This window comes from Acidovorax temperans, from assembly GCF_006716905.1.
In the GTDB taxonomy this organism is placed as follows: domain Bacteria; phylum Pseudomonadota; class Gammaproteobacteria; order Burkholderiales; family Burkholderiaceae_C; genus Acidovorax; species Acidovorax temperans.
In genome coordinates, this window is sequence record NZ_VFPV01000003.1 from 531,946 (window position 1) to 544,800 (window position 12,855).

Annotated in this window: 12 protein-coding genes; 5 read left to right on the forward strand and 7 right to left on the reverse strand. The window is 64.1% G+C overall.

What is annotated here, in order from left to right; all coding sequences use genetic code 11:
• Nucleotides 1-4: 4 nt before the first annotated feature.
• From BDD18_RS17420 to BDD18_RS17440, 4 genes are all read right to left on the reverse strand, one after another.
• Entirely contained in the window at nt 5-769 is a 765-nt protein-coding gene (locus BDD18_RS17420) for a TolC family protein (protein WP_420837333.1), read from the reverse strand.
• Nucleotides 770-920: 151 nt separating this feature from the next.
• On the reverse strand, nt 921-1,955 hold the full coding sequence (locus BDD18_RS23045) for a TolC family protein (protein WP_476723699.1): 1,035 nt from the start codon (nt 1,953-1,955) through the stop codon (nt 921-923).
• Between the two features lie 304 nt (nt 1,956-2,259).
• Nucleotides 2,260-3,309: a tRNA (adenosine(37)-N6)-threonylcarbamoyltransferase complex transferase subunit TsaD gene (gene tsaD / locus BDD18_RS17435; RefSeq protein ID WP_142084722.1), complete on the reverse strand. Its 1,050-nt coding sequence runs from the start codon at nt 3,307-3,309 to the stop codon at nt 2,260-2,262.
• A gap of 68 nt (nt 3,310-3,377) precedes the next feature.
• Entirely contained in the window at nt 3,378-4,538 is a 1,161-nt protein-coding gene (locus BDD18_RS17440; RefSeq protein WP_142084724.1) for a branched-chain amino acid ABC transporter substrate-binding protein, read from the reverse strand.
• Between the two features lie 256 nt (nt 4,539-4,794).
• Here BDD18_RS17440 and BDD18_RS17445 point away from each other — a divergent pair, with 256 nt between their 5' ends.
• The 4 genes from BDD18_RS17445 (at nt 4,795) to BDD18_RS17460 (ending at nt 9,024) form a co-directional block, all read left to right on the forward strand.
• Complete coding sequence (locus tag BDD18_RS17445) at nt 4,795-5,421, forward strand: ANTAR domain-containing response regulator (RefSeq protein ID WP_015015144.1); 627 nt, start codon at nt 4,795-4,797, stop codon at nt 5,419-5,421.
• A gap of 502 nt (nt 5,422-5,923) precedes the next feature.
• On the forward strand, nt 5,924-7,168 hold the full coding sequence (locus BDD18_RS17450) for a CmpA/NrtA family ABC transporter substrate-binding protein (protein WP_142084727.1): 1,245 nt from the start codon (nt 5,924-5,926) through the stop codon (nt 7,166-7,168).
• A 63-nt stretch (nt 7,169-7,231) separates the two neighbouring features.
• Nucleotides 7,232-8,191, forward strand: a complete 960-nt coding sequence (ntrB, locus tag BDD18_RS17455; RefSeq protein WP_142084729.1) for a nitrate ABC transporter permease — start codon at nt 7,232-7,234, stop codon at nt 8,189-8,191.
• On the forward strand, nt 8,188-9,024 hold the full coding sequence (locus tag BDD18_RS17460; protein WP_142084731.1) for an ABC transporter ATP-binding protein: 837 nt from the start codon (nt 8,188-8,190) through the stop codon (nt 9,022-9,024). Before ntrB ends, BDD18_RS17460 begins: the two co-directional genes overlap by 4 nt.
• Nucleotides 9,025-9,208: 184 nt before the next feature.
• On the opposite strand, the gene BDD18_RS17465 is transcribed toward BDD18_RS17460, so the two are convergent.
• From BDD18_RS17465 to BDD18_RS17470, 3 genes are all read right to left on the reverse strand, one after another.
• The gene (locus BDD18_RS17465) at nt 9,209-9,646 is read right to left on the reverse strand and encodes a CBS domain-containing protein (RefSeq protein ID WP_142084733.1); all 438 of its coding nucleotides are present in this window, start codon (nt 9,644-9,646) and stop codon (nt 9,209-9,211) included.
• 94 nt (nt 9,647-9,740) lie between these two features.
• A complete protein-coding gene (locus BDD18_RS22155; RefSeq protein ID WP_170207422.1) occupies nt 9,741-9,917 on the reverse strand; it encodes a hypothetical protein in 177 nt (58 codons plus the stop codon).
• 49 nt (nt 9,918-9,966) lie between these two features.
• On the reverse strand, nt 9,967-10,935 hold the full coding sequence (locus tag BDD18_RS17470; RefSeq protein WP_142084649.1) for an IS1595-like element ISAte2 family transposase: 969 nt from the start codon (nt 10,933-10,935) through the stop codon (nt 9,967-9,969).
• Nucleotides 10,936-11,261: 326 nt separating this feature from the next.
• Here BDD18_RS17470 and BDD18_RS17475 point away from each other — a divergent pair, with 326 nt between their 5' ends.
• Nucleotides 11,262-12,476, forward strand: a complete 1,215-nt coding sequence (locus BDD18_RS17475; RefSeq protein ID WP_066694882.1) for an MFS transporter — start codon at nt 11,262-11,264, stop codon at nt 12,474-12,476.
• The last annotated feature ends 379 nt before the right edge of the window (nt 12,477-12,855 follow it).

The window sequence follows — 12,855 nt, forward strand, 5'->3', positions numbered from 1 at the left end:
CTGGCTATTGCCAGCCGCCGCCCAAAGCTTTGTAGAGCCGCACATGGTCCGCCGCCACGCTGGCCACCGTGGTCGCCACGCTGTCTTGTGCAGACAACTGCGTGCGCTGGGTTTCCAACACGGTGGCGAAATCAATCAGGCCACTGGCGTAGCGCTGCTGCGCCATCAGTGCGGCATTGGCGGCGGCATCGGCTGCGGCCTGCAGGCGCTGCAACCGTTCACGGTTGCCTTGCAAGGCCACCAGAGCATCTTCCACGTCCTTCAGGGCTGCAAGCACCGTGGCCTCGTACGCCACCCGCACCTGTTCCAGCGCGGCTTCTTGCGAACGCACCTGGGCACGGGCCGCGCCACCATCGAACAACGCAGCCGTCACACCGGCAGCGAGTGAGCTGGTCACCGCATTGCCCGCCGTGAGCGCCCCCACGGTCAAGGCCCTGAGTCCCAGCGTGCCGCTGAGCGAAAAATCCGGGTAGCGGGCGGCATCAGCCTGCGCCACGCGCGCTGCGGCCGCTGCAACGCGGTGTTCTGCGGCGCGCACATCGGGGCGCTGGCGCAACGTCTGGGCCGGAATATCCCAAGCCAGGTCGTCGGGCGGCAAGGGCACCATGGCCGTGGCCTCCAGCCGCGCGTTGAGCGCCGCCGGTGGCTGCCCCGTCAAAACTGCCAGGCTGTGGCGCGACTGGGCCAGGCTGCTTTGCAACGCCGGTATCTGGGCGGCGGTCTGCTCCGCCGCAGCCCGGGCCTGTTCGGCCACCAGCGACGTGGTCAACCCGGCCTGCAGGCGCCACTGTGCAACCTCAATAAAAAAATGCGGGTTAACCCGTAGCTCTTAACCGGGTTTTCTGCACGGAAAGTGAGATCACCCCTGCTAAACTGATTTTGCAGCGCTGAAGTGGGCTGCAAAATCAAACTCTATCTAGCTAGGAAAAATGATGTTCAACAAACTCGCAATCACTGCACTCATCCTCACCGCCACTACCGCCGCATTTGCCGTTGACATGAGCAGGGTCGAAAAGTCGGTCCCCCTGAAGGATGGTTCCACCGTGTACATCTTCAAAGACGGCAAGATGGCCATGGAAGACAAAGTTGGCCGTGTGGTGCCGATGAAGGCGGGACAAGTCATGCAAACGCAAGATGGCCAGAGCATCCTCATGATCGGCAATGAACTGGCCCGGCTTGACTGGATCAAGAAATCCGACATCGGCGGCAAATGATCTGACGGGCCGATGCAACGAGCGAGGCGTTGTTCGCAGATTACAGATTTGTAATCTGCCTGTCCGATTGCCGACAAGAAGACTCGTTAAGCTGCGCCATGACGTTGAAAGCTTCAGGGTTTCTTGCTGGCTGGCCAGATTGCTGCGCGCAATTTGCAGGCGCTGCTGCAGCCCGCGCAGCTCGATGTAATTCACGGCCACTTCTGCCGCCAATGACACCTGCACATCGGCCAGGCTGGCCTGTGCGACGCGGGCGTCGGCTTCAGAAGCATTCACACCGGCCCGCAGGCGGCCAAACACATCGGGCTCCCAGCTGGCATCAAACCCGGCGCTGAAGCTGTTGCCGGTGCTGCCCGAGGCCCGGCTGCGCTGCGCAGAGCCCGAAGCACCCAGCCGGGGCAAGGTGCCAGCCATCTGCACATCCACCAGCGCGCGCGATTGCTGCAGTGCCGCCTGGGCACTGCGCACCGAAGTGTTGGCGGCCCGGGCCTCGCTGATCAGTGCCGTCAGTTCGGGGGCGCCCAGTCGCTCCCACCACTGCACCAGCGGCGTGGCAACGCCTCCTGCCCCAGTCGCTGACCAGCCTGCAGGCACTGCCACGGGCGGCAACTGTGCATCGGAAGGCTGCAAGGTGCTGCAACCGGCCAGCACCACGGCCAAAGCCAGCGCTGCACTGGCAGATGGCACACAGCGCGGCCAACGCCCCGCAGCGACAGGGGACTGGAAAGGGGAAGATTTCATGGATCTATTTGCAAATCATTCTCAGCAAAGTCCATTGTCACGGTTTCCCTTGTCGCTCTGAATGCGCTTGTGTCAACCTGAGGTAAAGAAATCGAGCGGCCCGCGCCACCAGGCTTGTCGCCGGGGCTGTGCGTGCTGATTTCACCCGCTCCACAGGCCACTGCGAGATGCGCTCCCCCTCCACCGGCGGGAGGGCCTCGGGCCGCTCACAGCGCCGTGGCAACACGAGTCTTTTAGGGCCCCGGCGCTTATTCAACAAGCGCCAGCAGCTATATTTTTAATAGCGAATAGCCCACAGGCCAGATCAGGCAGCAGGTGCCGTGATGGCATCCAGCGGCCAGCGCGGTTTCACGTCAAAGGCATAGGCGGTGTTGGCCTGTTGCTGCCCCGCCTGCAGGCGCATGGCAGCGGCCATGGCAATCATGGCGCCGTTGTCGGTGCACAGGTGCAGCTCGGGGTAATGCACGCGCACGCGGGCTTTGCTGCAGGCGGTGTTGAGTTGTTCGCGCAGCAGCCGGTTGGCCCCCACGCCGCCCGCCACCACCACGCGCTGCAGGCCCGTCTGCTTGAGGGCTGCCAGGGTCTTCTTCACCAGCACTTCCACAATCGCGGCCTCGGTGCTTGCGGCCAGGTCCGCCTTGCGGGCTTCCAGCTCGTCGCCCAGCTTCTTGGCCTGCGTGAGCACAGCAGTCTTGAGCCCCGCGAATGAAAAATCCAGATCGCCGCTGTGCAGCAAAGGCCGTGGCAGCTTGAAGGCTGCCGCATCACCCTGCTGCGCCATGCGCGACAAGGCGGGCCCGCCGGGGTAGCCTAGGCCCATGAGTTTGGCGGATTTGTCAAACGCTTCGCCCGCCGCATCGTCAATGGTTTCGCCCAAAATTTCGTAGCGGCCCACGCCATCGACCCGCATGAGCTGGGTGTGGCCGCCCGACACCAGCAGTGCGACGAAGGGGAATTCAGGCGGGTCAGCGCTCAAGAAGGGTGAAAGCAAATGCCCCTCCAAGTGGTGCACGCCCAGCACGGGTTTGCCCAGCGCCGCGCCCAGGGCGCAGGCCACGCCCGCGCCCACCAGCAGGGCACCGGCGAGCCCTGGGCCCTGGGTGTAGGCCACCACGTCCACATCGGCCAGGGTTTGGCCGGCGTCGGTCAGCACCTGGGTGGCGAGCGGCAGCACGCGGCGGATGTGGTCGCGGCTGGCCAGCTCGGGCACCACGCCGCCGTAGGCCTGGTGCATTTCAATTTGGCTGTGCAATGCGTGCGACAACAGCACGGGCACGCCAGTGTCGGCAGAACGCACCAGCGCCACGCCCGTTTCATCGCAAGAAGATTCAATACCCAGGATCAGCAGACTCATGCCCTGAGTGTAAAACCCCCGCCCTGGCACAGCATGGCGCTGCGCCCCAAGCCCTCACGCCTGCGGGCTTACCAGCGGTCTGAGCGCATGCGCAGTTCCCAGGCCCCGCCGCGCAGTTCATACACGCCCACAGCACCGTAGCGCTGCTCGCCCTTGTCGTCCCAGCTCATGGTGCCAATCACCGGGGCATAGCCGTTGATGGTGCGCATGGCCTTGATGATGTCTTTGGGATCAGCCGACTTGGCCTTTTGCATGGCGGCCGTCAGCACATAGGTGCTGTCGTAGCTGTAGTGGCCGCCATAGGCCGGGGGCTTTTGGTAGGCGTCGATGTACTTCTCCAGGAAGGGCTTGCCGGTCGTGAACTCCTTGGCCTCCAGCACGGGGGATGTGGCGTACAACCCCTCAATCAAGCCCGCACCTTTGGCCATGTCTGTGGTCTTCACCGTGTCGCCACCCAGCAGCTTGACTTGCGTGTGGCCCACCTTTTGCAAAGCCTTGAGCAAGGCCAGCGCCTGGAAGTCGTTGAGCGTGGAGACGATGACCTCGACCCGCGCGGCCTTGAGCTCACCGGCCAGCGCGTCAAACTCCACCGTCTTGTCGTCAAACGACTTGCGCACCACCACTTCCTTGTTTTCGGCCTTGAGCTGGGCGGCGGCACCATCGGTCAGGCCCTTGCCGTAGGGCGTGCCATCGTCCAGCGCCGCATAGCGGTTGGCGCCCAGTTGCGTGGCGGCAAACGAGCCAATGGCGCGGGCCTGCAGGGTGTCGTTGCCCACCATGCGGAAGGTGGTCGGGAACCCCAGCTGGGTGAACTTGGGGTTGGTGGAGATGGCGATCTGCGCAATGTCCTTGGCGGCGTAGATGGGGGCGGTCTCAATGCTCACGCCCGAGTTGAGGTGGCCCACCACCGCCACCACCCCCGCATCCACCAGTTGCTGCGCCACAGCCTTGCCGGTGGCCGCGTCGGCCTTGTCGTCCACGGACACGACCTCCAGCGTCACGCGCTTGCCGTCCACGGTGTAGCCGGACTTATTGAGTTCATCCACTGCCAGCTTCACGCCGTTGAGCAGATCCTGCCCCAGGGCGCCCAGCGGGCCAGAGAGCGGCTGCGCTACACCAATTTTGATGGTGTCCGGCACTTTGCCGCATCCGGTCAGGAGTGCGGCAGTCGCCACTGCGGTCAGGGCCAGACTGGCCGAGAAGCGGCGCCGGTTGATGTGCTTGTTCATGCAAAAAACTCCATTTCAGTGTGTCTGTGTGAGCAGATGTATATGCGACGCCCTGCTGGGTGAGCTACCGGGTATGCCCTCCCACGGTGTCAGTATTAGCAACTTTCAGGCCCCGCAACGCAGCGCACGGCACCCCTGCCTGGCGGTCTTGGGGCGGGCGCGACCCCGGAGCGAAAGTGCATCGCGGGGCCTTCAAAGGCCATGCACCACCCCGGCGCACCAATTTGTGGCGTAAAAATTGCTTATGCTCACGGGTATGAATGAGGCTTTGCGCATCGTGGTGGTGGCCCCGGATCTGGCAGTCGCCGACCCTGACGACGAACACGCCGTGGAACAGGCGGAGCGGTCGCGGGCGCTGCGCATCGGGCTGCTGGAGAACAACTTCAACTTGGTGGCCACGCTGCCCGCCGATGTGTTCCTGAGCGAGCGCATCGCCCAGCTACAGCCCGACCTGATCATCGTGGACGCCGAGAGCGAAGCCCGCGACGCGCTGGAGCATGTGGTGATGGCCACGCGTGACGAGCGCCGCCCCATCGTGATGTTCACCAATGACGAGGACACCTCGCACGTCAAGGACGCGGTGGCAGCGGGCGTGTCTGCCTACATCGTGGCGGGGCTGGCACCCCAGCGCATCCGCCCCATCCTGGATGTGGCCATGGCACGCTTTCAGCACGAACAGGCCTTGCGCGCCGAACTGGCCGATGCCAAGACCGAGCTGCGCGACCGCAAGACCATCGACCGCGCCAAAGGTCTGCTGATGCAGCGCCAGGGCCTGACCGAGCAGGCCGCCTACGAAAAACTGCGCAAGACGGCCATGGACAAGGGCCTGAAGCTGGTGGACGTAGCGCAGCGCATGCTGGATGTGATGGATCTGCTGGGCTAGAGGCAGCGCCCCTTGAGCGGCGGTGCCGCTCCCCCTTCTTTCGCATCGCTGCGGGCGGACCTTGCCCGGCATCCCACGCCAGGGCCGCGCCCCATCGCGGCGGCCCCTCCCAGCCCTCCCAAATGGTGCGCCGCACAAAGGCAGTGCGACCACCCTCCTCACAACAAGAACATCCCTGCTGCAAGCCAAACAGGCCTGTAGCGCTTACTGATCCAGCGCAGACAGCTATTTATTCCATAGCATCCAGCGCTCCAACATGGCGCAGCACGCCCTGGCACGCGCTGGCACGCGGTTTGCATTGCACAGTGCAAGACCAATGCAGGTCTGACCACTGACAGCACTGACCCAACGGCGGGCCGGTGTTGGCAAGGAGCCCCGGACCCGTTCCAGACTCCAACCAGGACAAAGGCGTCCCCACCCGCTCCCGGCGTTGCTTTGATGCAGCCAGCCAGGCACGGTGTGAGGACGCCTTTTTTGTTTTTCATGCCACCAGGGATGCCCCATGACCGATTTGCTCAAAACCAGCCTCAACCGCCGCACCGTGCTGCAGGCCGCCACTGTGGGCGCCGTGGGTGTGAGCCCCGCGCTGCGCGCACTCGTGCACGCAGCGGGCTCCGACGCCCCCGAGAAGAAGGAAGTCAAGATCGGCTTCATCCCGCTGACCGACTGCGCCAGCGTGGTCATGGCCTCGGTGCTGGGCTTCGACAAGAAATACGGCGTGACCATTGTCCCCAACAAGGAAGCCAGCTGGGCCGGCGTGCGCGACAAGCTGGTCAACGGCGAACTGGACTTCGCCCATGTGCTCTACGGCCTGATCTATGGCGTGCACCTGGGCACCGCCGGCCCCAAGAAGGACATGGCCGTGCTGATGAACCTGAACAACAATGGCCAGGCCATCACCCTCTCAAAGGCCCTGGCCGACAAGGGTGCGGTGGATGGCCCGTCCCTGGCCAAGCTCATGGCCAGCGACAAGCGTGAATACACCTTTGCGGGCACCTTCCCCACAGGCACCCACGCGATGTGGATGCACTACTGGCTGGCAGCGGCGGGCATCAACCCGCTGTCGGGCGCCAAGCTCATCACCGTGCCGCCGCCCCAAATGGTGGCCAACATGCGCGTAGGCAACATGGACGGCTTCTGCGTGGGCGAGCCCTGGAACCACCGCGCCATCATGGACGGCATCGGCATCACGGCCAACACCACGCAGGACATCTGGAAGGACCACCCCGAGAAGGTGCTGGGCACCACGGCCGACTTTGTGAAGAAGTACCCCAACACCACGCGCGCCGTGATGATGGCGGTGCTGGAGGCCAGCCAGTGGATCGACGCCAGCCTCTCCAACAAGATGAAGATGGCCGAGACTGTGGCCGGCAAGGCGTATGTGAACACGGGCGTGGACGCCATCAACCAGCGCATCCTGGGCCGCTACCAGAACGGCATGGGCAAGACTTGGGACGACCCCAACCACATGAAGTTTTTCAACGACGGTGCGGTGAACTTCCCCTACCTGTCCGACGGCATGTGGTTCCTCACGCAGCACAAGCGCTGGGGCCTGCTCAAGAGCCACCCCGACTACCTGGCCGTGGCCAAGGAAGTCAACCAGGTCGAGCTGTACAAGTCGGTGGCCAGCGCCATGAAGATCAGCGTGCCCAAGGATGTGCTGCGCACCAGCAAGCTCATGGACGGCGTGGTGTGGGACGGCAAGGACCCCGCCAAATACGGCGACGGTTTCAAGATCAAGGCCTGACGGCAACCCTGCCCCAGCGCCCGCCCGACCACCCCGCCAGCCAGCCCTGCACAGGAGAACACCATGGTCAGTGCCGTTTTTCACTCCCCGTTGGATGCAGCCCCCGTGGCCGCACAGAATGCTATGAATACTGTAGCTGCAAGCACAACATCCACTAGCGCAAGAAGCCAAAAAGCCGCCACATCTGCCCCCAAGGCACCTGCAGCGCCCACCACGGCCACTGGCCGCGACTGGTCGGCCCTCTCGCGCAGCTTCTGGCTGGCCGTGCTGCCCCCGCTGTGTGGCCTGGGCCTGCTCGTCGGCCTGTGGGCGGTGGTCTCCACCACCACGGGCGGCAGCATTCCCAGCCCCAAGGACACCTGGCTGCAGGCGCTGGAGGTGTTCAGCAACCCCTTCTACCGCAACGGCCCTAACGACCAGGGCGTGGGCTGGAACGTGCTGATGAGCCTGCAGCGCGTGGCCATCGGCTTTGGCATGGCGGCGCTGGTGGGCATTCCCGCAGGCTTTGTGATCGGGCGCTTCAGCTTTCTGTCGCGCATGTTCAACCCGCTGATCAGCCTGCTGCGCCCCGTGTCGCCACTGGCCTGGCTGCCGATCGGGCTGCTGGTCTTCAAGGGCGCCAACCCGGCCGCCATCTGGACCATCTTCATCTGCTCCATCTGGCCCATGATCATCAACACCGCCGTGGGCGTGCAGCGCGTGCCGCAGGACTACATGAACGTGGCCCGCGTGCTGAACCTGAGCGAATGGAAGATCGCCACCAAGATCCTCTTCCCCGCCGTGCTGCCCTACATGCTGACCGGCGTGCGCCTGGCCGTGGGCACCGCGTGGCTGGTGATCGTGGCGGCCGAGATGCTGACCGGCGGCGTGGGCATCGGCTTCTGGGTGTGGGACGAGTGGAACAACCTCAACGTCAAGAACATCATCATCGCGATCTTTGTGATCGGCATCGTCGGGCTGCTGCTGGAGTACGCGCTCATCAAGTTGGCCACGGCATTTACTTTTGAAGAGGTGAAAGCATGAACACGAGCGCTACAGCATCCGCACATCCCTCCATGAGCACCAAGTTCATCGAGATCCACGGCGTCGAGCAGACCTTCAAGACGGCCAAGGGCCTGTTCCCGGCGCTGCGGGACATTCACCTGACGATTGCCAAGGGCGAGTTCGTCGCGCTCATCGGCCACTCGGGCTGCGGCAAGTCCACCTTGCTCAACCTGATTGCCGGCCTGACCACGCCCACCAACGGCGCGCTGCTGTGCGCCAACAAGGAGATCAAGGGCCCGGGGCCGGAGCGCGCGGTGGTGTTCCAGAACCACTCGCTGCTGCCCTGGCTCACCTGCTTTGACAACATCTACCTCGCGGTGGAGCGCGTGTTTGGCGGCAAGGAAAGCAAGGCCCAGCTCAAGGCCCGCACCGATGCCGCGCTGGCACTGGTGGGCCTGACGCATGCGGGCCAAAAGCGCCCCGGCGAAATCTCGGGCGGCATGAAGCAGCGCGTGGGCATTGCCCGGGCGCTCTCCATGGAGCCCCAGGTGCTGTTGATGGACGAACCCTTCGGCGCGCTGGACGCCCTGACCCGCGCCAAACTGCAGGACGAACTGCTGGAGATCGTGGCACGCACCCAAAGCACCGTGGTGATGGTGACCCACGACGTGGACGAAGCCGTGCTGCTGTCCGACAAGATCGTGATGATGACCAACGGCCCAGCCGCCACGATCGGCGAGGTGCTGACCGTGGACTTGCCGCGCCCCCGCAAGCGCGTGGAACTGGCCGAGGACCCGCAGTATGTGCACTATCGCAAGGCGGTGATCGACTTTTTGTACACGCGCCAGGGGCACGTCGAGAAGGCCGCTTGAACGTGCGGCCGGCAGTGACCCGGACACCCCCAACAAAAGGGCTCTGAGCAGATCTGGTCAGAGCCCTTTTTTCAGCGTTGCGCCAGGGGTGGACGCCCGCACAACGCGCACACCCCAGGCCAGAGCACCCGCGCAAGGGCCGCCCCGCCGCGCCGAAGGCGCGCAGCGCCTCACAGGGTTGCCTCTAGTGGCTACCGGTGATGTAGTTCTCCAGCTGCTCGATGATGAATTTCTGCTCGGAAATGATGTCCTTGACCAGGTCGCCGATGGAAATCATGCCCACCAGCTTGCCGTTGTTCAGCACGGGCAGATGGCGCAGGCGGTTGTTGCTCATGATCTGCATGCATTGCTCGCTGGTCTGGTCTGGCTTCACAAACATCACGGCCGAGGTCATCACGTCCTTGACCTGTGTGACCGCCGAGGTTCGCCCCATCAGCGCGATCTTGCGGGCGTAGTCGCGCTCGGTAAAGATGCCGACGATGGCCTCGCCCTCGGTGACGATGAGCGCACCAATGCTCTTGTCGGCCATGAGCCGCAGGGCATCCAGCACCGAGGCGGCGGGGGTGATGGTGTGGACGGTGGCGTCGGGTTTGGATTGCAGGATTTTGGCGACGATGGTCATGGAACTCTCCCTCTTGAGACCTGGAACAGGTACGGAGTGATTTCAGCCCATCCGCCCGCGCAGCGCAAGCCTCACAAGCCCGAACCGGTGCATGTCACATGCGGTTCACACGCGTGATGGCATGCGTGCACACGGGCTCCATGCCCTGCAAAGCCGGGCGCCCTGCACCCAGCTTGGTGCACGCACCGGCCACGCACAGCACCGCCAGCACCCACCGCACCACAGTGGCCCGCAGTGCCTGGGCAACACCGCAGCAGCCATCAAAATTCATAGCTGCTCGCGCTTTATCCATCAGCGCTGGCGGCTTATTTCAGGCTCTTCTAGCGAATGCTAGTGACACTTTGATTCCCCATGGCCGCACCCAGCACCAGCGCGGGCTGCAGCCCCGTGGGGCCTGATCGGTCCAGCATCCTGAACCAGCCCAGGTACGAATCAAGGTATTTCGTTGCAACGCCCTTGAAACGCTGCATCCACCCGCGCAGCCTGCTGACATAGGCATTGACGTTCTGGACATGCCAGGGCCCCCTCACCCGCTGGCCCCGGCTCACGTTCACTGCCCGGTGCTGCACACCCAAGAGCCGCGCTGCACTGGCCAGAGTGACGCTGCCGTCGGTGCACAGGATGGTGTCCGGTGGCAACAAGGGCTTGAGTGCTGCTTGCACACTGACGGCCTTGCTCGTCTGCAGAATGAGGTTGACCGTTGCTCCCGCCCGGTCTCGTGCCATCAGTACGGGTGTGTACTCCGAACCCTTGCAGCCAGCCAGTGCCTTGCCGCCCCGCCGGCGAGGACGGCGCAGCAACCCTCTTTGGCCTTTGCAGGAGACCAGGAAGTAGGACTCATCGGCCTCGGCAATGCCCACAAGCTGGTGAGCCTGCTGGTGGCTTGGGCAGGCCAGGAAGCGGTGGCGCCAGCGAAAGGCGGTGCTTTGCGCCACGCCCAGGCGCTGGGCCACCTGGTTTAGCGAAAGGCCCTCGCTCAGAGCTTGTGCCTGACCCATCCACTTGTCCCGCAGATGCAAACGCGCCAGCGGTGTGCCAGTCAAGGCGTTGAAGGTGCGTGCGCAATGGCGACACTTGAAACGTTGCAGCCCATTGGCCGAGCCGTTCTTGACGAGCAGGGAGCTGCTGCAATGCGGGCAAGCCCGAGGAGCATCACCGTGTGCTTCTAAAACGGCGATGGCTTGACTGTGATCGAGCAGAGCCTGCAGAGAGCTTGCCAGTTGCTGGAGCTGGTGGTGCGTCAGCTGGGGCAAGCTGTGGATCAAGCGCGTCATCTGTTGCTGTCGCATGGCCTTCTCCTGGGGCAGACGCAAAGGCGTCATACTTAAAAAATGAGGGCCATGGGGCGCAATTAAAGGGGCATCACTAGCATTCGCTAGAAGAGCCTTATTTCATCAAATATTGCACCACACAGGCTCTGGCACAGGCATTGCTTGCAGATGGGTGCGGTCAACGCTGGCCGTGTAACAGCCCGGTGCAATGGCGGATTGGGCGAACAGGACGATGGCGTCTTCATGGAATGCAAACAGGCTGCAAGGCCCGTGCGATCCATGCAGGCGCCTTTTTGTTTTTTGCCCCGGCTGGGGAGCCCCCAGCCCTTTTGCGCACGATCGCCATGCTTCAATTCCGCGAGTTCCTCAAGTCCGGCCACGCCCCCACGCTGTGGTCGTCCTTCCTCTACTTCGGTTTCTCGTGTGCTGTCTGGGTGATCAACGGTGCCATGGCGCCGTTCATCCGCGACAGCTTCCAGCTCACGCCCACGCAGATGGGCATGATGCTGTCCATCCCCATCTTTGCCGGTGCGCTCATGCGCTTTCCGCTGGGCATCCTGGCGCAGTACATCGGGCGCAAGAACGCCACGCTGGTCGAGATGGCGGGTATCTTTTTGGCCATGGGCTATGGCTACCTGTTTGTGCACGACTACGGCGACCTGCTGGCCATGGGCATCCTTCTGGGTGTGGCCGGGGCCAGCTTTGGCGTGGCGCTGTCGCTGGGTTCGGGCTCGTTTCCGCCGCGCTACAAGGGCCTGGCCATGGGCATCGTGGGCGCTGGCAACGTGGGCACCGCCGTGGCGGCCCTGCTGGCCCCGGCGCTGGCCCAGAAGTTTGGCTGGCAGGCCGTGTACGGCTTTGCCGCCGTGAGCGTGGCGGTGCCCGCGATCGTGATGGCCGTGTTTGCACAGGAGCCCTCCGACCTGGCGGCCCATTCGAGCTTCCGCGAACACATCGCTTGCCTGTTTGAAAAAGATGGCTGGGCCTTCAGCCTGATCTATGCCGTGACCTTTGGCGGCTTCATCGGCCTCACCACCTTCTTGCCCAGCTATTTTTACGACCAGTTCCATGTGAGCAAGGTGCAGGCAGGCCAGCTCACCATGCTGGCGGCCTTCCTGGGCGCGGCCCTGCGCATCTTTGGTGGCTGGCTGTCGGACCACTGGGGCGGCGTGAACACACTCACGGCCGTGCTGGCCATCACGGCCGTGAGCATGGTGCTGTGCGGCCTGGCCGAGAACTCGCTGCCCATCACCATGCTGCTGTTCCTGGTGTGTTTTGCCGCTTTAGGCGCGGGCAATGGCGCCCTGTTCCAGCTGGTGCCCCTGCGCTGGCCTCTGACCACGGCCGTGGCAGGCTCGATGATTGGCGAGATCGGCGCCCTGGGCGGCGGCCTGATCCCCAGCGGCATGGGCATCTCGCGCCAGTACACCGGCACCTACCTGTGGGGCTTTGTCGGCATTGCGGCGTGCGCGCTGGCCATGCTGGTGCTGCTGCGCGTGATGCAGATCCGCTGGACGCGGACATGGGCGGAAAAGGGCGGTCGGGCACGCAGTGCCTGAGCTGGCGTAGCCAGCCAATGCGCAGCATTGCCCGCGCTTTCACTAGAAGGGTGGACGCGCGCGCAGCGCGTGAACGGCGCAGCCGGTGAGCGCGCAAGCGCTCGCCACACTTCCAGCAAAAGGGCGGCCGTGCGCGTAGCGCATGACTTGCGTTAAGCAAGTAAGCGCGATAGCGCTTGCCGAACTTTCGCTAAAAGGGCGGCCGCGCGCGCAGCGCGTGAACGGCGCAAGTGTGGCCCACTGAAACTCCCTCTCCCCTCGTGGGAGAGGGTTGGGGAGAGGGGGCAGCAGCGCCCCCAGGGAAGCCCCCTCTCCCCCCGCCCTCTCCCGCAAGGGGAGAGGGAGCCCACAGGCAGCGCCCTGTGGCAGAGCCTGCTAC